This is a genomic window from Pseudomonas laurentiana (assembly GCF_014648275.1).
In the GTDB taxonomy this organism is placed as follows: Bacteria; Pseudomonadota; Gammaproteobacteria; order Pseudomonadales; family Pseudomonadaceae; genus Aquipseudomonas; species Aquipseudomonas laurentiana.
This window is the reverse complement of the sequence record NZ_BMQU01000004.1, coordinates 39611-62807: the sequence shown is the minus strand read 5'-3', so window position 1 is coordinate 62807 and position 23197 is coordinate 39611. Positions and strand designations below refer to the sequence as shown.

General features: G+C 60.0%; 20 protein-coding genes. 9 read left to right on the top strand and 11 right to left on the bottom strand.

Going from position 1 to position 23197, the window contains the following annotated elements:
• Positions 1 to 17 precede the first annotated feature (17 nt).
• Positions 18 to 278: a hypothetical protein gene (locus tag IE038_RS05680; RefSeq protein WP_163935324.1), complete on the top strand. Its 261-nt coding sequence runs from the start codon at positions 18 to 20 to the stop codon at positions 276 to 278.
• A gap of 228 nt (positions 279 to 506) precedes the next feature.
• Positions 507 to 722, top strand: coding sequence for a ribosome modulation factor (gene rmf / locus IE038_RS05675; protein WP_010223328.1), 216 nt, complete (start codon positions 507 to 509; stop codon positions 720 to 722).
• Positions 723 to 816: 94 nt separating this feature from the next.
• Here the strand turns inward: rmf and IE038_RS05670 are convergent, their stop codons facing one another.
• Positions 817 to 1842: a quinone-dependent dihydroorotate dehydrogenase gene (locus IE038_RS05670; RefSeq protein ID WP_189395291.1), complete on the bottom strand. Its 1026-nt coding sequence runs from the start codon at positions 1840 to 1842 to the stop codon at positions 817 to 819.
• A gap of 159 nt (positions 1843 to 2001) precedes the next feature.
• On the opposite strand from IE038_RS05670, the gene IE038_RS05665 reads away from it, so the two are divergent.
• The 4 genes from IE038_RS05665 to IE038_RS05650 all read left to right on the top strand — a co-directional run bounded on the left by IE038_RS05665 (position 2002) and on the right by IE038_RS05650 (position 6869).
• Positions 2002 to 3216: a CmpA/NrtA family ABC transporter substrate-binding protein gene (locus IE038_RS05665; RefSeq protein ID WP_163935327.1), complete on the top strand. Its 1215-nt coding sequence runs from the start codon at positions 2002 to 2004 to the stop codon at positions 3214 to 3216.
• Between the two features lie 14 nt (positions 3217 to 3230).
• Complete coding sequence (locus IE038_RS05660; protein WP_163935330.1) at positions 3231 to 3806, top strand: ANTAR domain-containing response regulator; 576 nt, start codon at positions 3231 to 3233, stop codon at positions 3804 to 3806.
• A gap of 176 nt (positions 3807 to 3982) precedes the next feature.
• On the top strand, positions 3983 to 5194 hold the full coding sequence (locus tag IE038_RS05655) for a nitrate/nitrite transporter (protein ID WP_163935334.1): 1212 nt from the start codon (positions 3983 to 3985) through the stop codon (positions 5192 to 5194).
• Between the two features lie 7 nt (positions 5195 to 5201).
• Positions 5202 to 6869 (top strand): bifunctional protein-serine/threonine kinase/phosphatase, encoded by a 1668-nt coding sequence (locus tag IE038_RS05650; RefSeq protein ID WP_163935337.1) that lies wholly within the window; start codon positions 5202 to 5204, stop codon positions 6867 to 6869.
• 67 nt (positions 6870 to 6936) lie between these two features.
• On the opposite strand, the gene IE038_RS05645 is transcribed toward IE038_RS05650, so the two are convergent.
• From IE038_RS05645 to ppsA, 9 genes are all read right to left on the bottom strand, one after another.
• Complete coding sequence (locus tag IE038_RS05645; protein WP_189395290.1) at positions 6937 to 7971, bottom strand: OmpA family protein; 1035 nt, start codon at positions 7969 to 7971, stop codon at positions 6937 to 6939.
• Between the two features lie 109 nt (positions 7972 to 8080).
• The gene (gene sigX / locus IE038_RS05640) at positions 8081 to 8671 is read right to left on the bottom strand and encodes an RNA polymerase sigma factor SigX (RefSeq protein WP_176717403.1); all 591 of its coding nucleotides are present in this window, start codon (positions 8669 to 8671) and stop codon (positions 8081 to 8083) included.
• 88 nt (positions 8672 to 8759) lie between these two features.
• Positions 8760 to 9584, bottom strand: coding sequence for a mechanosensitive ion channel family protein (locus IE038_RS05635; RefSeq protein ID WP_163939583.1), 825 nt, complete (start codon positions 9582 to 9584; stop codon positions 8760 to 8762).
• A 2-nt stretch (positions 9585 to 9586) separates the two neighbouring features.
• Entirely contained in the window at positions 9587 to 9841 is a 255-nt protein-coding gene (locus IE038_RS05630; protein ID WP_176717402.1) for a CrfX protein, read from the bottom strand.
• Positions 9842 to 9925: 84 nt separating this feature from the next.
• Positions 9926 to 10921, bottom strand: a complete 996-nt coding sequence (gene cmaX / locus IE038_RS05625) for a divalent cation transporter CmaX (protein WP_163939585.1) — start codon at positions 10919 to 10921, stop codon at positions 9926 to 9928.
• Between the two features lie 27 nt (positions 10922 to 10948).
• Positions 10949 to 11437, bottom strand: coding sequence for a ribonuclease E activity regulator RraA (gene rraA, locus IE038_RS05620; protein WP_189395289.1), 489 nt, complete (start codon positions 11435 to 11437; stop codon positions 10949 to 10951).
• Positions 11438 to 11529: 92 nt separating this feature from the next.
• Positions 11530 to 11832, bottom strand: a complete 303-nt coding sequence (locus IE038_RS05615) for a Rieske (2Fe-2S) protein (RefSeq protein WP_163939587.1) — start codon at positions 11830 to 11832, stop codon at positions 11530 to 11532.
• 49 nt (positions 11833 to 11881) lie between these two features.
• Complete coding sequence (locus tag IE038_RS05610; RefSeq protein WP_163939588.1) at positions 11882 to 12880, bottom strand: alpha/beta fold hydrolase; 999 nt, start codon at positions 12878 to 12880, stop codon at positions 11882 to 11884.
• Between the two features lie 111 nt (positions 12881 to 12991).
• Positions 12992 to 15370: a phosphoenolpyruvate synthase gene (gene ppsA / locus IE038_RS05605; protein ID WP_163939590.1), complete on the bottom strand. Its 2379-nt coding sequence runs from the start codon at positions 15368 to 15370 to the stop codon at positions 12992 to 12994.
• A gap of 177 nt (positions 15371 to 15547) precedes the next feature.
• Between ppsA and ppsR the strand changes: the two genes are divergently transcribed.
• The gene (gene ppsR / locus IE038_RS05600; RefSeq protein ID WP_163939592.1) at positions 15548 to 16366 is read left to right on the top strand and encodes a posphoenolpyruvate synthetase regulatory kinase/phosphorylase PpsR; all 819 of its coding nucleotides are present in this window, start codon (positions 15548 to 15550) and stop codon (positions 16364 to 16366) included.
• Between the two features lie 232 nt (positions 16367 to 16598).
• Here ppsR and IE038_RS05595 read toward each other — a convergent pair whose 3' ends face one another.
• The gene (locus IE038_RS05595; protein WP_163935588.1) at positions 16599 to 21455 is read right to left on the bottom strand and encodes an NAD-glutamate dehydrogenase; all 4857 of its coding nucleotides are present in this window, start codon (positions 21453 to 21455) and stop codon (positions 16599 to 16601) included.
• 327 nt (positions 21456 to 21782) lie between these two features.
• Between IE038_RS05595 and IE038_RS05590 the strand changes: the two genes are divergently transcribed.
• Positions 21783 to 22136: a hypothetical protein gene (locus IE038_RS05590; RefSeq protein ID WP_189395288.1), complete on the top strand. Its 354-nt coding sequence runs from the start codon at positions 21783 to 21785 to the stop codon at positions 22134 to 22136.
• A gap of 99 nt (positions 22137 to 22235) precedes the next feature.
• Positions 22236 to 23195: an AAA family ATPase gene (locus IE038_RS05585; protein WP_163935594.1), complete on the top strand. Its 960-nt coding sequence runs from the start codon at positions 22236 to 22238 to the stop codon at positions 23193 to 23195.
• Positions 23196 to 23197: the final 2 nt, after the last annotated feature.

Here is a 23197-nt window from a genome sequence, read left to right as displayed (position 1 = left end):
AGCGCATCGCCCTTTCGATGTTTGATCGAACACCCTTCCATCAAGTATTCGAATGGTACCCGAGCAGGGTACCGGGCCACCCGGAAGAACAGGCCGCTGCACAGGGCAACACCGCACTGTTCACCGCGCAGAGTGAAAATATCCGTTACAAAAGAATCGTGATGACCCTTCGTCGTTTTCTTCGCCTGGCTGAAGGTCACTTCCAGCACTGGCCAACTGACTACATCTACGGGCAAAGCCTGATGATAGCGGCCTTTTCCGAGATTCCATCGCTGTAGCAAATTTTTACTTATCCTTGTGACCCTATGAAAGGTTACGTCCTTATGACAAATCGGTCATTCACAGTGTGTCGTGCATTGGTTAGAAATCAAACTATGTTGTCACCGCAACGGGGCAACACTTATTGCTCGCGACGCCGGCAGCGAGCACATACCGGCAGAACGATTCTGCCCGGCCTCAGACGAGGCCGACGGGACATTACAGTCAACAAGTGAGGGCAACACCCTATGAGAAGACTTAAGCGTGATCCGTTGGAACGAGCTTTTTCACGTGGCTACCAATATGGGGTCACCGGCAAATCCCGCGAGCTTTGCCCTTTCACTCTACCGTCGGTACGCCAAGCCTGGATTAACGGCTGGCGTGAGGGACGTGGCGACAACTGGGACGGTATGACCGGCACTGCGGGTATCCATAGACTCAACGAACTTCACGCCGTTGGCTGAACGAGGATCGAATTCGATTAACCATGCCAGCCCTATCCGGGCGGCGGGCTAAGGCCCAGGGGCCCCTGACGGGGCCCTTTTTTATGCCTGCGGTTCAGCGACCCGGCAACGCGGCGATAGCGTCTACCGCTTCGCGAATCAGCGCAGGCCCCTTGTAGATGAAGCCCGAGTAGATCTGTACCAGGCTGGCGCCTGCAGCGATTTTTTCTGCCGCATGCCGCCCCTCGGTAATGCCACCCGCGGCGATAATGGGCATTTTCCCGGCCAGCTCACCTGCAAGAATCTTCACGGTGTGGGTGCTCTTCGCCAGCACCGGCGCGCCCGAAAGGCCACCCGCCTCATCAGCATGCGGCAAGCCTTCAACCCCTTCACGACTGAGGGTGGTATTGGTTGCGATCACCGCGTCCATACCCGATTCCAGCAATGTTGCGGCCACCAGCGCGGTCTCTTCGTCGCTCATGTCCGGGGCAATCTTGATGGCCAGCGGTACACGCTTACCGTACTCATTCACCAACTGCTCTCGACGCTCGGCCAAGGCTTCAAGCAATTGCTTGAGCGAATCGCCAAACTGCAGGGTACGAAGCCCGGGGGTATTCGGCGAGCTGACGTTGACCGTAACATAGCTGGCATGGTTGTAGACCTTGCCCAGGCAGATCAGGTAGTCATCCACAGCCCGCTCGACCGGCGTATCGAAATTCTTGCCGATATTGATGCCGAGCACGCCACGGTACTTGGCGGCCTGCACGCGAGCAAGCAGGTGGTCGACACCCAGGTTGTTGAAGCCCATGCGGTTGATGATCGCTTCAGCTTCAGGCAAACGGAACAGGCGCGGCTTGGGGTTGCCCGGCTGCGGTCGCGGGGTGACGGTGCCGATCTCGACGAAACCAAACCCCAACTGAGCGAAGCCGTCGATGGCCGCGCCATTCTTGTCCAGGCCCGCAGCAAGGCCGACCGGATTGTCGAACGACAGCCCCATCACGGTCACCGGCAAACGGGCCGGGGCCTTGGTCAGCAAACCGTTGATACCCAGACGACCACCGGCACCGATCAGGTCCAAGGACAGGTCGTGGGAGGTTTCCGGGGAAAGCTTGAACAGCAGCTGGCGGGCCAGGTTATACATGGGCGGGCTTAGCTCGACGGAAATAAAACCGCGATTATAGCGGCGGCACCGGCTAGAGGACAGCACCACGACCCTGGTCTGGCATATGGGTTGCTTTGTCACCTCTACCCAACCTGTCTCCATTCGAGCAGGCAAGAACGACAGAGCGGTAGACATCACGTGAACACTACATTCCCGGCACACCCACTGGCCTGGGTCAATGGCAGCGACGCGCCAGAAAAGCACAGCCTGGATATCGGCTTCATGGCCCTGACTGACTGCGCCCCGCTGGTCGTGGCCGCCACCCAGGGGTTTGCCCAGCCCTATGGCCTGACCCTGAACCTCAAACGCCAAAGCTCATGGGCCAACCTGCGCGACAAGCTGGTCAATGGTGAGCTGGATGCCGCTCACAGCCTGTACGGCCTGATCTATGCCGTACACCTGGGCATCGGAGGCGGCACCACCACCGACATGGCAGTGCTGATGGGGCTTAATCAGAACGGGCAAAGCATCAACCTCTCCACGTCACTCCAACACCTGGGCGTGACCGATCCTGAAGCGCTGGAGCGCCACGCGCACCAAAACCGGACAAAACTGACCTTCGCCCAGACCTTCCCGACCGGCACCCACGCCATGTGGCTGTACTACTGGCTCGCCAGCCAGGGCATTCACCCCCTGGAGGACGTCAACAGTGTGGTCATCCCGCCGATGCAGATGCCGGCGCACCTGCAGGCCGGGCGGATAGACGGCTTCTGTGTGGGCGAGCCTTGGGCAGCCAGTGCTGTCGAGCAGGGGCTGGGGTTTACCCTGGCGACCAGCCAGTCGATCTGGCCAGACCACCCGGAGAAAGTGCTCGGCTGCACACGGGCCTTTGTCGAACGCTACCCGAATACCGCCCGGGCACTGGTAATGTCGGTGTTGGCAGCCAGTCGCTTCATCGAGCAGAGCCCCGAAAACCGCCGCAGCACCGCGCAACTGCTCAGCGGCCAGAGCTACCTGGACACGCCGGTCAATCACATTGAACCGCGCCTGTTGGGTGACTATCACGATGGCCTCGGCAACCAGTGGCACGACCCGCATGCCTTGCGCCTTTACGATAACGGCCGCGTCAACCTGCCCTACCTGTCAGACGGCATGTGGTTCATGACCCAGTTCCGCCGCTGGGGATTACTGCGTGACGACCCGGACTACCTGGCAGTTGCCCAGCGCATTCATCAGTTGCCACTGTACCGTGAAGCCGCCAGCGCCTTGGGCGTCCCGTGTCCGGAATCGGCCATGCGCAGCAGCCAACTGATCGACGGAACACTCTGGGACGGCACCGACCCTTATGGATACGCCCGCAGCTTTCGCCTGCATGCCCTGGCCGCCGCGCCAGCAATGCACGCCCAGCACTGAGAGGAAAGGCGACCATGCTGCGTATCCTGCTGATCGACGATACCGAGAAAAAAGTCGGCCGACTCAAGGCCGCGCTGATCGAAGGCGGGTTCGAGGTCATTGAAGAATCCGGGCTGACCATCGACCTGCCCGCGCGCGTCGACAGGGTGCGCCCGGACGTCATCCTGATCGATACCGAGTCACCTGGACGCGATGTGATGGAACACGTAGTCCTGGTCAATCGGGATCTTGCCCGACCGATCGTCCTGTTTACCGACGAACACGACCCCAAAATCATGCGCCAGGCCATCCATGCCGGGGTTAGCGCGTACATCGTCGAAGGCATTCAGGCCAGCCGCCTGCAACCGATTCTCGAGGTAGCCATGGCGCGCTTCGAGAGCGATCAGGCCCTGCGCGCACAACTGCAGGCGCGCGACCAGCAACTGGCCGAACGCAAGCGAATTGAGCTGGCCAAGGGCTTGTTAATGAAAATGAAGCAGTGCAACGAGGACGAGGCCTACACCTTGATGCGGCGCCAGGCCATGAGCAAACAGCAGAAACTGATTCAAGTGGCCGAGCAGGTCATCGCCATGAGCGACTTGCTTGGCTGATCGCCATTCTGGCCCGGCTCTTGCTAATTCGTAGTCACAGGTAGCCAACGGCGGTTGCCATACATTTCCGACAAAGACGTCGCTCGCCCTCCGGTCCAGGCCGGTCGGGCAGCGGCGTTTTTTTCGTTTCGCCCTCCGGGGTACGACGTCCGTTGCAATGCTGACCGAGGTGTTCGATGAATACGAGCTTCTGGAAATCCGGCCATATCCCAACCCTGTTTGCCGCCTTCCTGTATTTCGACCTGAGTTTCATGGTCTGGTACCTGTTGGGCCCGCTGGCGGTGCAAATCGCCAGTGACTTGCAATTGACCACCCAACAACGCGGCCTGATGGTCGCAACCCCTATCCTGGCAGGTGCCATCCTGCGCTTTATCATGGGCATTCTGGTCGACCGGCTGTCCCCGAAAACCGCCGGGCTGATCGGGCAGGTGATTGTCATTGCGGCGCTGTTCTGTGCCTGGCGCCTGGGGATTCACAGCTATGAACACGCGCTGCTGCTGGGGGTGTTCCTCGGTGTGGCCGGTGCCTCCTTCGCCGTGTCCCTGCCGTTAGCTTCACAGTGGTACCCCGCCCAACATCAGGGCAAGGCCATGGGCATTGCCGGTGCGGGGAACTCCGGCACCGTATTTGCCGCCCTTCTGGCACCGGTACTGGCCGCAGCCTTTGGCTGGAACAATGTCTTTGGCTTCGCCTTGGCACCCCTGATCCTGACCCTGGCACTGTTCGCCCTGCTGGCGCGCAACGCGCCACAGCGCGCCAAGCCCAAAGCGGTGGCTGACTACCTCAAAGCCCTGGGCGACCGCGACAGCTGGTGGTTCATGTTCTTCTACAGCGTCACCTTTGGTGGCTTTATCGGCCTGGCCAGCGCCCTGCCCGGCTACTTCAACGACCAGTACCATCTGGACCCCGTCACTGCGGGCTACTACACCGCAGCCTGCGTCTTCGGCGGCAGTCTGATGCGCCCGCTCGGCGGCGCACTGGCTGACCGTTTCGGCGGTATCCGCACACTGCTGGCGATGTACAGCCTGGCAGCCATCTGCATCGCAGCCGTGGGGTTCAACGTACCCAGCGCCGTGGCCGCACTGGCGCTGTTCGTCAGTGCCATGCTGGGCCTGGGCGCAGGCAACGGTGCGGTGTTCCAGTTGGTTCCGCAGCGTTTTCGCCAGGAAATCGGCGTCATGACCGGGCTGATCGGTATGGCCGGAGGCATCGGCGGTTTCCTTCTGGCCGCCGGCCTGGGCGCAATCAAGCAACACAGCGGCGACTATCAACTGGGCCTATGGTTCTTCGCCAGCCTCGGCGTCTTGGCCTGGTTTGGCCTGCATGGTGTTAAACGCCGCTGGCGCACCACGTGGGGCTCGGCAGCTGTCACCGCTGCCCGGGTGTGAGGTAGCCATGGGCCTGCAGTTGAGTTGTGCCCAGGCCAGTGCCATCGGTCCGCGCGAGGAAAACCAGGATGCACTGCGCCTGGTGACCCCCGCCCCCGAACTGGCCGCCTGCAAGGGCTACCTGTTCGCCCTGGCCGACGGCGTCAGCCAGTGTGCCGACGGCGGCCTGGCAGCGCGAGCCACCCTGCAGGCCCTCGCCATGGACTACTACAGCACCCCGGCGACCTGGGGTGTCGCCCAGGCCCTGGAGCGTCTATTGCTCGCCCAGAATCGCTGGTTACGGGCCAACGGGGCTGGCCAGCCACTGCTGACCACCCTGACCGCCCTGGTGCTGCGTGGTCGACGGTTCACCCTCGCGCATGTCGGCGACTGCCGCGCCTACCGATGGCATGCCGGTCAATTGCAGCGTCTGAGCCAGGACCACGTCTGGGAACAACCCGGTATGCAGCACGTACTCAAGCGCGCACTCGGCCTCGATGAGCATCTGTTGGTGGATTTCCTCGAAGGTGAACTGCAGGCCGGCGAATGTTATGTGCTACTGAGCGACGGCGTCTGGACCCGCCTGAGTGAGCAGCACATCGCTACCCAACTGCGCGAACAAGCCGATCTGGATCAGGTGGCCCGCACACTGGTCAGTGCCGCACACCGTGCCGGCAGCCAGGACAATGCCAGCGCCTTGCTGGTGCGTGTCGAGGAACTGGGGCCAGCCAATCTGGGCGACAGCCTTGCACAGTTGCAGGACTGGCCATTACCCCCCAGCCTGCGCCCGGGCCAGGTTATCGATGGTTGGACGGTCGACCGCCTGCTCGCGCACAGCCGCCAATCAATGCTCTATCGCGTACGTGACAACCAGCACCAGCATTGGCTGCTGAAAACCCTGCCAGCCAGCCGCCAGGACGACCCCAGTGCACAACAGGGTTTGCTGCTGGAGGAATGGTTCCTGCGCCGGGTTGCCGGACGCTATTTCCCCGAGGTCCATACTGCCGGGCAACGCCAGCACCTGTACTACCTGATGCGCGAGTACAACGGCCAGACCCTGGCCGAGCTGCTCCAGAATGAAGGCCCCCTGCCACTGGCGAAGTGGCAGGACGTGGCCCGCCAACTGCTAAGGGCGGTCGGCCAACTGCACCGACGCAACATCCTGCACCGCGACATCAAGCCGGAAAACCTGCACCTTGCCGATGATCAGCTACGTGTACTGGATTTTGGCCTGGCCTACTGTCAGGGGCTGTCCGAAACACCGACAGAGGGCTTGCCAGGAACACCTTCGTTCATCGCGCCAGAAGCCTTTCAGGGCTGTCCACCCAGCGCACAACACGACCTTTATGCGGTTGGCGTAACACTCTTCTACCTGCTGACTGGCCACTATCCCTACGGCGAGATCGAGGCCTTTCAGCAGCCACGCTTTGGCACACCGACCAGCGCAGCACGCCTACGACCCGATGTGCCCGACTGGCTGGACCGCAACCTGAGCCAGGCCATTGCTGCCGACCCACTGCAACGCTATGAAACAGCCGAACAATGGCTGCTGCTGCTTGAGCAGGGCGACCAACAGTCGCCAGCACTACGGCCTCGCCCACTGCTTGAGCGTGAGCCCCTGAAAGTCTGGCGCGCTCTGGCGCTGCTGTCTCTGCTGCTCAACCTGACGCTGCTCGTCTACCTGCTCAAGTCGTGAAGCGCACGCTAAATCGCAGACGAAAAAAAGCCCGGCCTAAGCCGGGCTTTTTCAAGCATCAGACCAATTACTTGGCTTGAGCTTCAACCTGCGCTTCTACGCGACGGTTTACAGCACGGCCAGCTTCGGTGGCGTTGTCGGCAACCGGACGGGTCTCACCGTAACCAACGGACTGAACGCGGCTCGACTCAACACCGTACTGCTGGGTCAGAACCTGCTTGACGGCGCCAGCGCGACGCTCGGACAGTTTCTGGTTGTAAGCGTCAGGACCAACGGAGTCGGTGTGACCTTCAACAGTGGTGGTGGTCTGTGGGTACTGCTTCATGAAGTCAGCCAGGTTTTTGATGTCGCCGTAGCTGTTTGGCTTCACAACCGACTTGTCGAAGTCGAACTTGACGTCCAGCTCTACACGAACGACTTCAGCAACAGCTGGGCAGCCGTCAGCGTCAACGGTAACGTTGGCTGGGGTGTCTGGGCACTTGTCGACGTTGTCGCAAACGCCATCGTTGTCGCTGTCGGAGCACACTTCAGCAACTGGAGCTGGAGCCGCTTCAACTTTCTTCGAGCCACCGCCGAAGTTCAGACCGATACCGACGCTTGGAGCCCACTCGGTGTCGCCCTGGTCGATGTTGTACTGAGCTTCAACGCCAGCACGGGCGTAGAAGTTGTCGGTGAAGTACAGCTTGGCACCGCCGCCCAGGTTGGCGAAGGTGGAACCGTTACGACCGCCACGACCGTTCTGGCCGATGCTCTGGTCCGAGAAACCAGCGGATACGTAAGGGCGCAGCATGTCACCTGGGTTGTTGAAATGGTACAGGGCATCCAGGGCGGTGTTGGAGCCCTTGATGTTACGACCATCTTCAGCACGGGCGTTGTGGACTTCGTCATAGCCGAGACGCAGTTCAACGTCGTCGGTCAGGAAGTAACCAATCGAGCCGCCGAACAGGTTGCCGTTGTTTTTGAAGTCACGAGCGCTGTCGAACATCTCTTTCTTGGCGAAACCTTCCACCTCGACTGCGCCTTGGCCTTGTGCCAGAGCGCCGAACGAAGTTGCGGCTACAAGAGAACCAATGGCAATGCCCAAGGTGTTTTTCAATTTCATCCGTTAAATCCCCATCTGGTGATTGTTAAGCAGTCCCACCAAATCCGGGGGACAACTCGCGGGCAAGTTTAGCAGAACTTGCCGGTACGTTAGAGATATTTGCGTGCGACTAAGTTTCGGAAATGCCCGCAAATTTCTCACGTAGCTTGTCAAGCGCCCGCTTGTACCGCATTTTCGTGGCGCTCAGACCCATGTGCATGATGTCGGCGATTTCCTGAAATTCCAGCTCTGCGACAAAACGTAGCACCAGAATTTCACGGTCAATCGGGTTCACATGCACTAGCCATCTGTCCAGTCCACCCTTCTCTTCCGGTTTCGGGGCCTTGTCGTCCGAGGCCTCCTCGACCGGGTCGAGGCTCAGGGCATCCATCAAGCGACGCTTGCGTCGCTCTTTGCGGTACTGGGTAATGCATTCGTTGTACGTGATGCTGTAGAGCCAGGTCTTGAACTTGGATTTACCTTCGAAGTTCTTCAGGCCATACAGCACCTTCAGCATGACCTCCTGACAGACATCATCAGCATCCCGATCGTTCCCCAAATAACGTGCACAGACGTTGAACAGGGTCCGCTGATAGCGCCGCATGAGCTCCTCATAGGCGCGAGTAACATGAAACAGCTCCTCATGCGAACGCGCCACCAACTCCTCATCAGTGAGCTCGCGGGGGTCGTAACGCATGGACAGCGAGTGAACTTTATTCAAAACAGATCTGGCCGAGAGTCAGGTCAAATGCCCTGCAAAATGGCCAGAGGCCATTTTGCGGCGGCATACATTAGCAGAAAATGCCTGATCAGCGGCTACTGACTCGCTGTTCCAGCAGAATCCGATTGGACAAGGACACCAATTCACCATCATCTGTCAGCAAGGTCGTCTTGACGGTACCGATCTCCTCGATCTGCCCTTCGACCTCGCCAATCCGCACCTGCTGGCCGACTTGATAGAGTTCGCGCACGTAGATGCCCGCCAGAATCTGCCCGGCAATTTCACGACTGCCGAGCCCCATGGCCAAGGCAACGGCCAGACCAACGGTTATCAAGCCAATCACGATCACGTGGTTGAGCAGGTCCGTCTTGACCTCCAGTTGGCTGATCGCAACGGAGATGCTGATGATGATCACCAGCCCCTGAACGATCCGCCCAACCCCGGCGGCGTACTCCAGGCCTATGCCTTCTGCCGCGCCGCGCACCAGGCCATTGGCAACCTGGGCCAGCATGACACCAGCCAACAACACCAGGGCCGCACCGAACACTTTCGGCAAGTACAGGGCAAGCATGTCCAGCGTAGCCGAAACCCGCTCAAGCCCGAGCGACTCGGCAGCGGAGACCAGGAAAATCAGCAACACGAACCAGTAGACGATCTTGCCGACCAGGGTCGAAATCGGCACCTGGATGCCCACTCGCCCCAGCATCTTGGTCAAACCGGTGCCCGCCATCAGGCGATCCAGGCCCACCTTGGCCAGCAGCTTCGACAGCAGGGTGTCGAGCAGCTTGGCGACGACAAAGCCAAGCAGCACCACCACCAGGGCACCGAACAAATTGGGAATGAAGTTCGCCACTTTGGTCCACAACGCCGTCATGGCGGTGACCAGGCTCTGGGTCCAGAGATCTAGTTCCATATTCAATCGGCCTTATCAGCTTTACGGGCAGAAGCACTGCGGCGTACCGGCGCAACATGCGCCGAGCCATTGTTGAGGGCGATCATCAGCGCCTGGATCCAGCGACCCAGCAAGCTGAAAAGATCACCGGCACCGACCTGGCGGTTGGCGGTTTTCAGGACACGGCCCAGGCAAGCGTCATCATCACGCTCGCGGCCGGAAGGCGAAGCCTTTAGCAGGTCTCGCAGAGATTCTTCAAACGGATCGTGCATAGGCACCTCGCGCAGTATCTGTCAAAGACGAGGCCGCCGTGGCATCGGTCACATGGGCCGCACCGGGCACCCGCATCATCATGTGACGACTCAGACCCAACGCAAGCGCCGAAACAACCACCACTGTCCCAACGCCAACGCGATCAGCAGGACACTGGCAAAGAGAAAGCCGTAGGGGCTTTCAGAACCTGGAATACCGCCGACATTGATCCCCAACAGGCCTGTCAGAAAACTCATGGGCAGAAAAATACAGGTAATGATACCGAAACGGTACATGGTTCTGTTCATCCGCTGATTCAAGCGCCGGTCTTCGTTCTCCAGCACCAGTGCAACACGCTCACGGGTCAACTCCAGCTCTTCGAGGTAGCGAATCAGGCTGTTGTTCAGTTCATTCCAGTAATCAGCGTCTTCCTGGGCGAACCACGGCACCTTGTTACGGGCCAATTGCGCGTAGATTTCCCGCTGTGGTGCCAGGAAGCGACGTAACCCGGCAGCACGACGGCGCATGTGCAGCATGCTGCCATGTTCAGGTGCATACCGTTCGTCGGTTTCCAGCTTTTCTTCTTCGCCGTCCACCTCTTCAGACAGATCACTGACCAGTGCCTGGACCTTTTCGGTCAACAACTGGGCCAGTGCCAACAGCAGCTCGGAGGCCGACTTCGGGCCGCGGCCTTCTGCCAACTGCTGCAAGACCTCATCGGACGCCCGCAACGGACGCAGACGCAGCGAAATCACCCGCTGCGCCTCGGCAAAGATGCGTACCGAGACCATATCTTCCGGCTCGGCACCGGGGTTGAGGTTGACCCCACGCAGAAACAACAGCATCTGCGCATCGGGCAACGACAGCAAACGAGGCCGCGTGTTTTCCTCAAGCAAGAGGTCACAGGCGAACTCGTTCAAGCCGCTGTCCTGGCGCAGCCAGGTCTGGGTCTGCGGGTGACTGCGATCCCAATGCAACCAGAGGCTTTGCTCTGACTGCAGTTGAAGATCGTCCAGTTCAGTCCGGGCAATCGAACGCGCACCGCCTTTTCCATCCAGCACCAGGGCATGTACCAGCCCCCATTGCGCGTTTTCTTCCTCGAACATCCCCACCCCACAGACCAGCTTCAGAACTTACTCAGGCATTTTCAACGGGCTTGGCGAAACGATCACACCGTTATTGTCGGCATAGATATATTCACCCGGACGGAAGGTCACACCGGCAAAGGTCACGACCACATTGAGGTCGCCAATACCACGCTTGTCGGTCTTCTTCGGATGGCTGGCCAGCGCCTGGACGCCAATATTGGTCTGGGCAATGGCGTCGACATCGCGGATGCAGCCGTAAATCACCAGGCCTTCCCAGCCGTTTTTCGCAGCTTTCTCCGCGATCATGTCACCCAGCAAGGCGCACCGCAGCGAGCCGCCACCATCAACCACCAGTACTTTGCCCTTGCCATCAAGGTCGGCCTGCGACTTGACCAGGGAGTTGTCCTCGAAACACTTGATGGTGACGATCTCGCCACCAAAGGAATCACGACCACCGAAGTTACTGAACATCGGCTCCAGCACCTGCACCAGGTCAGGGTAGGCGTCACACAAATCAGGGGTAAGGTAATGCATGGGAAACTCCTGTCACTTGCCAAGACAATGGATGTCGGAACTCACAGTTTCTTGCGATTGACGAGACATGGCGATCCGGCTTTAGGCCAAGGCTACACGTCGATACCGATTCGGTCACCCTCATAGGCGAGTCGGAACACCTTCAAGCCGGCACAGGCACCCTGCTGTATCGGCTGACCACACGGCAAACGAAATTCAATGCCATGCCGCTGGCAGCGCAGCACATCCCCTTCCAGGGTCGCACTGTGCAGAGGGGCACCCTGATGCGGGCAGCGGTTCTCAATCAGCAGCGGCTGATTGTCGACTACCAGCAGCAACAGTTGCTGACCACTCACCTGAAAGGTCTTGCGGTAGCCCTCCTGCAGATTGATCAGACGCTCAAGCGCAACAAACATAGCCCTAACTCAAACATAAAGTGACCAAAACAACAGCAATCGTCACATATTAGCCATAACGAGGCTCTGGAGAAACGCTCTGTTCGCGACTGCCCAGCAGCGGCGCCAGCGGATCGTGCAACCAACGCTCTACCAGAGGCCAGACTTGCACCTGAGCCGGCTTGCTCACCAACATGTCGACATGGCCGAAATTATCAAAGCCCTCGTCCGCGCCCAGCCGCACGAACTGCTTGTGCTCGCTACCCAGTTGCTCGAACAGTTTGCGACAGGCCCAGACGGGGTCCTGATGATCCCCTGCCCCTGCCACTGCCAGCACGGGCACCTGAACATCGGCAAGGCCGGCCCACCAGTCCTGCTTCTTGTCACCGAAACGGCCAAACAACCCATGCCAGCGCATACTTTCCAGTGCCAGGCCGATCGGCTCGTCCTCGGGACCGCGTCCCAGCCGAGCACCAGACAGATGCACAAAGCGCTTGAGCAATAGCCGAGAGGTCCATTCCACCGGCGGAATTTTCAGCGGCCAGTAGATGCGACTGACCTGGGTGCCAAAGAATGCGGCACTGGCCACCTGTTCGGCGCCCAGCCAGTTGCCCCCCAATGCCGCCGCCAGGGTCGTTCCGCCCAAGGAATGCCCCAACCAATGCGGCACCTGGCCCGTCTGCTCACACACAAACGCGGCAATTGCCGGCAGGTCGTAACGAGCGTAATCGGCCACGCGATTTTGCCGATACTCGCGGTTGCGCGGCGACAAGCCATGACCGCGCATTTCCGGCATCCAGACATCGAAGCCAGCCCGAGCCAGATGGGCGCCCAGGCCAATGCCTCGCGGCGAATACCAAAAACGCCGGTTGGAAAAACTGCCGTGCAGAAGGATCACCGGCACACCACGAATCTGTTCCTGATCCGCCAGGCCCAGTCGCGTCACTGCCAGCTCTACCGTGCGATCAGGGCTGTTGCCAGCCTTGATGCGGTAGACATCTTCACTCAGGTCGCCCCGGCGCTCGGCACTGAGCAAGGCCACAGGGAAAAGGCTACTGCTGCTTTGCATAGATCTCTTGCACAAAAAAGGGCGAGCACCATCACTGGAACACGCCCTGAAAAATTCGGTGGAAACGCTCGAGCGCCAAACACCGGCGGTCGAGCGTTTCGTTTCAGCGCATCAGTTTGTTGCGCCTTGCCCCTCGGCCAGGAAGAACCAGGTCTCAAGCACGGAGTCAGGGTTCAGCGAGACGCTCTCGATGCCCTGCTCCATCAGCCACTTGGCCAGGTCCGGATGGTCGGATGGGCCTTGGCCACAGATACCGATGTACTTGCCTGCCTTGTTGCACGCCTGGATAGCGTTGGCCAGCAGCTTCTTGACCGCAGGGTTACGCTCGTCGAACAGGTGGGCAATGATCCCGGAATCACGGTCCAGGCCCAGGGTCAGCTGGGTCAGGTCGTTGGAGCCGATGGAGAAACCATCGAAGAACTCCAGGAATTCATCGGCCAGGATGGCGTTGGATGGCAGTTCGCACATCATGATCACGCGCAGACCATTCACACCACGACCCAGGCCGTTTTCGGCCAGTAGGTCGACCACCTGGCTGGCTTCACCCAGGGTACGGACGAACGGCACCATGATCTCGACGTTGGTCAGGCCCATCTCGTTGCGCACACGCTTGAGCGCACGGCACTCGAGTTCGAAGCAGTCACGGAACGACTCGCTGATGTAACGCGAGGCACCGCGGAAGCCCAGCATCGGGTTTTCTTCTTCCGGCTCGTAGAGCTTGCCGCCGATCAGGTTGGCGTATTCGTTGGACTTGAAGTCCGACAAGCGCACGATGACCTTCTTCGGCCAGAATGCCGCAGCCAGGGTGCTGATGCCTTCAACCAGTTTCTCGACATAGAAGCCGACCGGATCGTCGTAGCCGGCGATACGCTTGTCGACGCTGTCTTTCAGTTCTTGAGGCAGCCCGGCGTAGTTCAGCAGTGCTTTCGGGTGCACGCCGATCATGCGGTTGATGATGAACTCCAGGCGCGCCAGACCGACACCGGCGTTGGGCAACTGGGCAAAGTCGAAGGCACGATCAGGGTTGCCGACGTTCATCATGATCTTGAACGGCAGGTCAGGCATGGCATCGACCGAGTTCTGACGCACATCGAAGCCCAGCTCACCCTCAAAGATGAAACCGGTGTCGCCCTCGGCGCAGGAAACCGTCACGCCCTGGCCATCTTTAAGCACCTGAGTGGCGTTACCACAACCTACGACGGCAGGAATGCCCAGTTCACGCGCAATGATCGCGGCGTGGCAGGTACGCCCGCCCCGGTTGGTAACGATCGCGCTGGCGCGCTTCATGATCGGTTCCCAGTCCGGGTCGGTCATGTCCGAGACCAGCACGTCGCCTGGCTGGACCTTGTCCATTTCGGCGATATCGTGGATCACGCGCACCTTGCCAGCACCGATACGCTGACCGATGGCACGGCCTTCCACCAGCACCTTGCCGGTTTCCTTGAGCAGGTAGCGTTCCATGACATTGGCGCTGGAACGGCTCTTCACCGTTTCAGGACGGGCCTGAACGATGTACAGCTTGCCATCATCACCGTCCTTCGCCCACTCGATGTCCATCGGGCGCTGGTAGTGCTGCTCGATGATCATGGCCTGCTTGGCCAGCTCGGTGACTTCGGCGTCGCTGAGGCAGAAACGGGCACGGTCGGCACGCTCGACATCGACGACCTTGACAGAACGACCGGCCTTGGCCTCGTCGCCGTAGATCATCTTGATCGCCTTGCTGCCCAGGTTGCGGCGCAGGATCGCCGGACGGCCAGCCTGCAGCGTGTTCTTGTGGACGTAGAACTCGTCCGGGTTCACCGCGCCTTGCACCACGGTCTCGCCCAGGCCGTAGGCGCCGGTGATGAAGACCACGTCACGGAAACCCGACTCGGTGTCGAGGGTGAACATTACACCGGCGGTGCCGGTTTCGGAGCGGACCATGCGCTGCACGCCAGCCGACAAGGCCACCAGCTTGTGGTCGAAGCCCTGGTGCACGCGGTAAGCGATGGCACGGTCGTTGAACAGGGAGGCAAAGACTTCCTTGGCGGCGCGGATCACGTTGTCCACACCACGGATATTCAGGAAAGTCTCTTGCTGGCCAGCGAACGAGGCGTCGGGCAGGTCTTCGGCGGTGGCCGAGGAGCGCACGGCGACCGCCATGTTCGGGTTGCCCTGGGACATTTCAGCAAAGGCGGTGCGGATCTCGGCATCCAGACGCGCCGGGAACTCTGCGTCCATCACCCACTGACGAATCTGTGCACCGGTTTTTACCAGGGCGTTGACGTCGTCTACGTCCAGCGCGTCCAGGGCGGCGTGGATACGCTCGTTCAGGCCACTCTGCTCAAGAAAATCACGGTATGCCTGAGCCGTAGTGGCAAAGCCGCCAGGAACCGATACACCGGCGCCGGCAAGGTTACTGATCATCTCGCCGAGGGATGCGTTCTTGCCCCCCACATGCTCCACATCATGGACGCCGAGCTTATCGAGGGAAACTACGTACTCTACCAAGGTGATCTCTCCACTAACTGTATTGGAAAAGCTCAGGACGCCGGCGATTTCGCTAGGAACGTGCCGGGCGCTTGTGGCCTGGACCTGGAAAATAAGTGAGAATGCCGACAAGGGTTGTTCGGCAAACCGAACCTATCATATCCAAGATTCGTCACCAGCTTAAGGCCCATGGCGCAAATGAAACGATCTGCTTTCTTTATTTCCGATGGCACCGGCATCACCGCCGAGACCCTGGGACAAAGCCTACTAGCGCAGTTCGAGAACATTCCCTTCAATAAATTCACGCGACCGTACATTGATAGCGTGGAAAAAGCGCACACCATGGTACAGCAAATCAATGCCGCCGCAGAACGCGATGGTGCGCGCCCGATCATCTTCGACACCATCGTCAATCAGGACATTCGCGAGGTACTGGCGACCTCCAATGGCTTCATGATCGATATTTTTTCGACCTTCCTCTCGCCGTTGGAGCAGGAGCTGACCGCCCATTCGTCCTATTCAGTGGGCAAATCCCACTCGATCGGTGGCAACTCCAACTACATGGAGCGTATCGAGGCGGTGAACTTCGCGCTGGACAACGACGACGGCGCGCGCACCCACTACTACGACAAGGCCGACCTGATCCTGGTGGGTGTGTCGCGCTGCGGCAAGACCCCGACCTGCCTGTACATGGCCATGCAATTCGGCATCCGTGCGGCCAACTACCCACTGACCGAAGACGATATGGAGCGCCTGCAACTGCCCTCGGCCCTGAAACGGCACCAGCACAAGCTCTTCGGCCTGACCATCGACCCGGACCGCCTCACCGCAATCCGTCACGAACGCAAGCCCAACAGTCGCTACGCCAGCTTTGCCCAATGCGAATTCGAAGTTCGCGAAGTGGAGAACCTGTTCCGCCGCGAGAACATTCCCCACATCAACTCCACCCACTTCTCGGTGGAAGAGATCTCCGCGAAGATCCTCGTTGAGAAAGGCGTGGAACGCCGCTTCAAATAACAAACAAGGGTACTGGCACGCCAACTCCCACAGGGATCCGTGCAGAACACTGCATTTTCTGTGGGGGCAGGCTTGCCTGCGATGGCGTCAGCGCGGTGTCAGCTAGTGCGCGGTGCCTGTAATCGTTAGCAAGTCAACGTCCCACAAGGGCCAGCGCCAGTCTTGGGTTTAAAAAACAAACCCCCGCTAAAAAGCGGGGGTTTGTCGGCAGGCTGGTTTCGTTATCCCTGCATCAGAGTGTCGACTGCCCGCTCAATGCCAGGTCCACCAGCTCGCGGTTGGCTACGGCATACATGGCGTAGTCCGTCCCCGTCGCAGCACGCAGTTCTTCAAGCATGGCGCGCCAGCGCTTCACCATCACCGCATGCTGCCCCATCCACAACGCCACGCGTGCGTCCATGTCCTGCGGTGCGTCGACCATCTGCAATACCGAGATGGTAATTGCCCGCTGCTGCAGGTCGATGTCGTCACGGAACGCCTCGCGTGCCAGGGCCTGCCAGTTGTTTTCCACCGGCAGGTTGCTGATTTCCTGCAGGTACCAGGTCAGGTCCAGGGCGCTGCCCACGGCGAAGAAGGCCTTGGCCACTTCGGCTGGGTCTTGCCCGGTTACGTCGGACGCCTCGATGATCGGCAACAGCGTGTACAGGTGCGTCGTACCGGCAACCATCCGTGCCAGCAACTCCGGCACACCGGCTTCGACAAAGCCCTGGTAGCGTGCCTGCCAGCGTTCACGGGTCGGACCTTCCAGCAGTTCGTCCAGCTTCAAGCCCAATGCCGCAATTTTCGGCCCGAAGTGCGCCGCATCGCGCCCGGCATCCTGCTCGTTACGGCGGCTGCGCAGGAACCAGCGAGTAGCCCGCCGCCCAAGACGCATCAGTTCGTCCATCAGGGTCAACTGCACCTCGGCCGAGACCTGATAGTCCAGTGCTTCGATCTGGCGGAACCAGTGCGGCAGATGGAAGATGTCGCGGACAATGACATAGGCGCCGGCAACATTCGCCGGGCTCATGCCCGTGGACTCCTTGAGCCGCTGCACGAAGGTGATGCCCATGTTGTTGACCAGGTCGTTGGCGATCTGGGTGCTGACGATCTCGCGCTTCAGGCGGTGGCGACGCATGGCGTCGGCAAACTTGCTGACCAACGACGGCGGGAACGCCGTCTCCATGTCACGGGTCAGGTAGTCATCGTCCGGCACCAGCGACTTGAGCAGCGCTTCCTTGAGGTCGATCTTGCTGTAGGAAATCAGCACCGACAATTCAGCGCGAGTCAGACCCTGGTTCGCCGCCAGACGCTCAGCCAGTTGCTCTTCGCTCGGCAGGAACTCGATGGCGCGATCCAGCTTGCCACGGCTTTCCAGGTCCGCCATCAAACGCTTGTACTCGGCAATGCGCTCCTTGGCACGACGTGCAGCCAGCGACAACGCCTGGGTCTGCTTGTAGTTGTTGCCCAGCACCAGCGCGGAAACTTCCTCGGTCATGCTGCCCAGCAGCTGGTTACGCTGTTTCTCGGTCATATCGCCAGCCTGCACCACTTCGTTGAGCAGGATCTTGATATTGACCTCGTGGTCAGAGCAGTCCACACCACCGGCGTTATCGATGAAGTCGGTGTTGGTTGCCCCGCCATTCAGGCCGAATTCGACGCGACCAAGCTGGGTCATGCCGAGGTTGCCGCCCTCACCCACCACTTTGCAGCGCAGCTCGTTACCGTCCACGCGCAGCGCGTCGTTGGCCTTGTCGCCAACATCGGCGTGGCTTTCTTCACTCGACTTGACGTAGGTGCCGATACCGCCGTTCCACAGCAGGTCAACCGGTGCCTTGAGCAAGGCGTTGAGCAGCTCGGTCGGGGTCAGCTTGTCGGCTTCGATAGCGAAGCGCTCTTTCATTTGCGGGGTAATCGCAATGCTTTTTGCACTGCGCGGGAAGATCCCGCCGCCTTCGGACATGATGCTGGTGTCGTAGTCACTCCAGGCAGAACGCGGCAAGTCGAACAAGCGCTGGCGCTCGGCGAAGCTGCTGGCTGGCTCCGGGTTCGGATCGATAAAGATGTGCAAGTGGTTGAACGCCGCAACCAGCTGCAGCTTGTCGGACATCAGCAAGCCGTTACCGAACACGTCACCGGCCATGTCGCCAATGCCGATCACGCTGATCGAATCTTCCTGGACATTGATACCGCGCTCGCGGAAATGTCGCTGCACGCCCACCCAGGCACCACGGGCAGTAATACCCATTTTCTTGTGGTCGTAACCGGCCGAGCCGCCCGAAGCGAAGGCATCACCCAGCCAGAAGCCGTAGTCGATGGCAATGCCGTTGGCAATGTCGGAGAAGGTCGCAGTGCCCTTGTCGGCAGCGACTACCAGATACGGGTCATCGTCGTCGTGGCGCACCACGTTGGCCGGCGGTACCAGTGCGCCGTCCTTGAGGTTGTCGGTAATGTCCAGCAGGCCGGAGATGAAGATGCGGTAGCACGCGATACCTTCAGCCTGAATGTCATCACGGCTGCCGCCCAGTGGCAGGCGACGCGGAAGGAAACCACCCTTGGCGCCCACCGGGACAATGACCGAGTTCTTCACCTGCTGCGCCTTCACCAGGCCCAACACTTCGGTACGGAAGTCCTCTTCACGGTCGGACCAGCGCAGGCCGCCGCGCGCCACGTTGCCGAAGCGCAGATGCACGCCCTCGACCCGTGGCGAGTAGACAAATATCTCGAACTTCGGCACCGGCTTGGGCAGTTCCGGGATCAGCTTCGGATTGAACTTGAAGCTGAAGTAGGACTTGTTCTGGCCATTGGCATCGGGCTGATAGAAGTTGGTCCGCAGGGTGGCCTTGATCAGGTCCAGGTAGCGTCGCAGGATGCGGTCTTCGTTGAGCACCTGAACGTCGTCCAGGGCACTGAGAATCGCCTGCTCCAAACGCTGCTGCTTGTCGTCCAGGTCTTCAACGTTGAGCTTGCGCGCCAGGTAGAAGCGGGTCTTGAACAGACGCACCAGCTCGCGGGCAATGTCAGTGTGGTTGTTCAAGGTGCTGGCGATGTAGCCCAGGTCGAAGCCCAGACGAATCTGCTTCAGGTAGCGGGCATAGGCACGCAGCAGCGCAACATCGCGCCATGGCAGGCCGGCAGTCAGCACCAGGCGGTTGAACGCATCGTTCTCCGCATCGCCATTGACGATGTGGACAAAGGCATCCTGCAAGGTGTCGTTGAGTTGCTGGATGTCCAGGTGCAGGCCTTCGCTGTAGGTGAAGGCGAAGTCATGAATCCAGAACTCGCGACCGTTGGCATGACGCAGGCGGTACGGGAACTCGCCCAGTACGCGCAGGCCAAGGTTTTCCAGGATCGGCAGCACATCAGACAGCGCCAGCGGCGTATCGGCGTGGTACAGCTTGCAAAACAGTTGATGCTTACCGGTCTGGGTCAACGGCTGGTAGAAACTCATTACCAGCGGCTTGTGCTCGGAAAGCGCCAGCAGGTGCTGCATGTCGACTACTGCCGAATGAGCAGCAAAACGCTCGCGGTAACCTGCCGGGAAGCCTTTCGGGAAGTCCGCCAGGACATTGGTGCCCTGGGCTTCACCAAAGCTCTCGACGGTCAGGCTGACGTAGTCGTCCTGCCACGAACGACAGGCCTGAATGACTTCATTTTCCAGCTGTTGCGGGTCGATCTCGATGCGGTTCTTGGGGTCAACCCGCAAAATCAGCTGCACACGTGCCAGTACGGACTCGGAGAAGAAGGTCCAGAACTCGCAATCGGTGGCTTTCAGGCGATCCATCAGTACCTGCTGGATCTTCTGCCGCACTTCGGTGGAGTAGATGTCGCGCGGCACATAGGCCAGGCAGTAGCAGAAGCGGCCGTAAGGATCCTTGCGCAGGAAGACGCGGATCTTGTTGCGTTCCTGGATCTGCACAATCGACATGACGGTACTGAACAACTCGTCGACCGGCGTCTGGAACAGGTCGTCGCGGGGCAGGACTTCCAGTACCTGCGCCAGCTCCTTGCCCAGGTGCGCCTTCGGATCGAAGAGCGAACGACGCTCGATTTCGGCGACCTTGCCACGAATGTAAGGGATCGCCCGCACGCTCTCACCGTATACGGTGGAGGTGTAGAGGCCCATGAAACGGCATTCCTTGATGACCTTGCCATCTGCGTCCAGCTGGCGAATCGACACGTAATCCGGGTAGGCCGGACGGTGCACCCGGCTTGGATGAGCAGCCTTGGCAAAGGACAGCAGCAGCGGTTCCTTGAGGTAGTTGACGGCGTAGTCTTCAATACGCAATTCGTCGACGGTCAGGCCCTTGCGCAGCAACCGGGCCAGGCCCAGGAAGGACTGTTCGTCATACTGCAGATGAGCGCCCTGGGCGTCATTGCCGACCACGAACTCCTCGTAGCCAAGGAAGGTGAAGTGGTTGCCCACCATCCACTCGAGGAAGCCCTTGACCTCGGCCTTTTCAGCCTCGGCCGGGGCATAGGCGGTCTGTTCGACCAGCGCGAGCATTTCTCGCACCTTGGCTTTCATCGGCTCGAAATCGGCAACGGCTACCCGCACTTCAGCCAGCACCTGCTCCAACTCACGGGTCAACAGGTTCAGTTCGGCGGCGTTGGCGCAGCGATCAATCTCCAGGTACATCAGCGACTCTTGCAGCACACCCTCTGCCTGAGTGCCTTTGGGCAGGATATCCAGCAATTCGCCCTTGGCACCGCGACGGACGCTCAATACCGTGGTCTGCAGCGTGTGAATGCTGTAGCCGCGCCGGTTCAGCTCGGTGCGTACCGAGTCGACCAGAAACGGCAAGTCGTGGTGCAGCACCTCGACGGCGGTGTGGGTCGACTGCCAGCCATGACGTTCATAGTCGGGGTTGTAGACACGGACCTGCGGTTGGGCGTGATCGAAACGCTCCAGCATGCGCCAGGCTGACAGGGTGCAGCCCGCCAGGTCGGAAAGGCGACGCTGGGTCAGTTCGTCCAGAGAGATGATGCCGAAGAATTGCTCGGCAAACAGCGCCACTTGTGGCAGTGCCTGTTCGCTGATGTGCTGCGCCAGGGCCGCTTGCAGTTGATGCTGGAAGTCGGCTTTGCTGGCTGCGGTGAAGAACGCCATCTGTGGTACTCCGCTTGGGCTTTATTATTGAGTGAAGCGTCGTGCGCGTGCGCCTGATACGGGTCAACGATAGCCAACCCTGAGCAGGAAGACGGTAAAACCATTGGTTACATTCACCCATTCCACGGATGAGCATCTGCAAAAACGACTGCCGCCCCAGAGCAGGCTGTGTCTTTACGGGTGACCATCGACAGCGCAGCTTAACGAGGCGCGGGACGCCACTGCTTGCGCCGCTGCGACATATTCGGTCATTGACGTGCAGCCTGACGTTTATACACCGGCTGAACACTGGCAGAATCATCCCTCTACTTATTGATCGAGCCTTCCATGCAACTGACCACCGCCCAATTGATGGCCACCCCGTGCGACGACGAAGAAGACAACATGGCGACGCTGTGTTGCATCAGCGACAAGGGCGAAATGTTCCTGATGACCCGCTACCCAGACGAAGACGAGGTGGAAATCACCCTCGACGACGAGCCTTCTACCCTCGACGGTCTGAAGATCACCCTCGGCCCGCAGCGCCTGTTGATCGAGGTTGCACCTGGCGACGCGGATGCATTGGGGGGCGACGACCACCTGGAAATCACTCACAGCACGCCGGCCGGCGACCTGGCTGAAGTCGAGGAAACCCTGCAGAACATCCTCAAGGGCACCGGCACCTACGTCAGCGAACTGTAAGGAGGTTAGTCGGCGAGCCCCTGGATAGATTAAAGTATCAGCCCCTGCCGACGGCTTTTTCAGACTGCACCTCGGCCCTTTATCCAGGAACCCTCGACGATGGAACATCGTGAAGCGCTGATCGCGCTGCGCACCTTTCTTTCAACCCAGATTCTTGGCCAGGAAAAACTGGTCGAGCGCTTGCTGATCGTGCTCCTTGCCGATGGCCATATGCTGGTGGAAGGGGCGCCGGGCCTGGCCAAGACCAAGGCGATCAAGGAACTTGCCGAAGGCATCGAAGCCGAGTTCCACCGGATCCAGTTCACCCCGGACCTGCTTCCGGCCGACATCACCGGCACCGAAATCTATCGCCCGGAAACCGGCAGTTTTGTCTTCCAGCAAGGCCCGATCTTCCACAACCTGGTGTTGGCCGATGAAATCAACCGGGCGCCGGCCAAAGTGCAGTCGGCCTTGCTCGAAGCCATGGCCGAGCGCCAGGTCAGCGTCGGGCGCAGCACGTATGACCTCTCGCCCCTGTTCCTGGTGATGGCCACCCAGAACCCGATTGAACAGGAAGGCACTTACCCGCTGCCTGAAGCACAACTCGACCGATTCCTGATGCACGTGAAAATCGGTTTCCCGGACGCCGCCGTCGAGCGACGCATTCTTCAACAAGCGCGCGGCGAAGCCCTTAACGGCGAAACCAAACCGGAGCGCCGGGTCAGTCAGCAGGCCATTTTTGCCGCACGCAAGGAAATCCTCGGCCTGTACATGGCAGACGCGGTGGAGGAATACCTGGTGCAACTGGTCATGGCCACCCGTACGCCAGCCAAATTCGACACCGAGATGGCCGACTGGATCGCCTATGGCGCCAGCCCCCGTGGCTCCATCGCCCTGGATCGCTGTGCGCGGGCTCACGCCTGGCTGGCCGGGCGCGACTTTGTCAGCCCTGAAGACATTCAAGCGGTACTGTTCGACGTGCTGCGTCACCGCATCATCCTGTCCTTTGAAGCCGAGGCTGCGGGCATTGACCAGGACCGGGTGATCCAGCGCATCCTCGACGTCGTAGCCGTGGCCTGACC

Excerpts from the sequence above, each read along its gene's own strand:
- IE038_RS05610 (WP_163939588.1), bottom strand. The coding sequence starts at position 12,880 with ATGCAAAGCAGCAGTAGCCTTTTCCCTGTGGCCTTGCTCAGTGCCGAG.
- IE038_RS05650 (WP_163935337.1), top strand. The coding sequence starts at position 5,202 with ATGGGCCTGCAGTTGAGTTGTGCCCAGGCCAGTGCCATCGGTCCGCGC.
- ppsR (WP_163939592.1), top strand. The coding sequence starts at position 15,548 with ATGAAACGATCTGCTTTCTTTATTTCCGATGGCACCGGCATCACCGCC.
- IE038_RS05655 (WP_163935334.1), top strand. The coding sequence starts at position 3,983 with ATGAATACGAGCTTCTGGAAATCCGGCCATATCCCAACCCTGTTTGCC.
- rraA (WP_189395289.1), bottom strand. The coding sequence starts at position 11,437 with ATGCATTACCTTACCCCTGATTTGTGTGACGCCTACCCTGACCTGGTG.
- rmf (WP_010223328.1), top strand. The coding sequence starts at position 507 with ATGAGAAGACTTAAGCGTGATCCGTTGGAACGAGCTTTTTCACGTGGC.
- cmaX (WP_163939585.1), bottom strand. The coding sequence starts at position 10,921 with ATGTTCGAGGAAGAAAACGCGCAATGGGGGCTGGTACATGCCCTGGTG.
- IE038_RS05635 (WP_163939583.1), bottom strand. The coding sequence starts at position 9,584 with ATGGAACTAGATCTCTGGACCCAGAGCCTGGTCACCGCCATGACGGCG.
- IE038_RS05660 (WP_163935330.1), top strand. The coding sequence starts at position 3,231 with ATGCTGCGTATCCTGCTGATCGACGATACCGAGAAAAAAGTCGGCCGA.
- IE038_RS05680 (WP_163935324.1), top strand. The coding sequence starts at position 18 with ATGTTTGATCGAACACCCTTCCATCAAGTATTCGAATGGTACCCGAGC.
- IE038_RS05590 (WP_189395288.1), top strand. The coding sequence starts at position 21,783 with ATGCAACTGACCACCGCCCAATTGATGGCCACCCCGTGCGACGACGAA.
- IE038_RS05615 (WP_163939587.1), bottom strand. The coding sequence starts at position 11,832 with ATGTTTGTTGCGCTTGAGCGTCTGATCAATCTGCAGGAGGGCTACCGC.
- IE038_RS05645 (WP_189395290.1), bottom strand. The coding sequence starts at position 7,971 with ATGAAATTGAAAAACACCTTGGGCATTGCCATTGGTTCTCTTGTAGCC.
- IE038_RS05670 (WP_189395291.1), bottom strand. The coding sequence starts at position 1,842 with ATGTATAACCTGGCCCGCCAGCTGCTGTTCAAGCTTTCCCCGGAAACC.
- IE038_RS05595 (WP_163935588.1), bottom strand. The coding sequence starts at position 21,455 with ATGGCGTTCTTCACCGCAGCCAGCAAAGCCGACTTCCAGCATCAACTG.
- IE038_RS05585 (WP_163935594.1), top strand. The coding sequence starts at position 22,236 with ATGGAACATCGTGAAGCGCTGATCGCGCTGCGCACCTTTCTTTCAACC.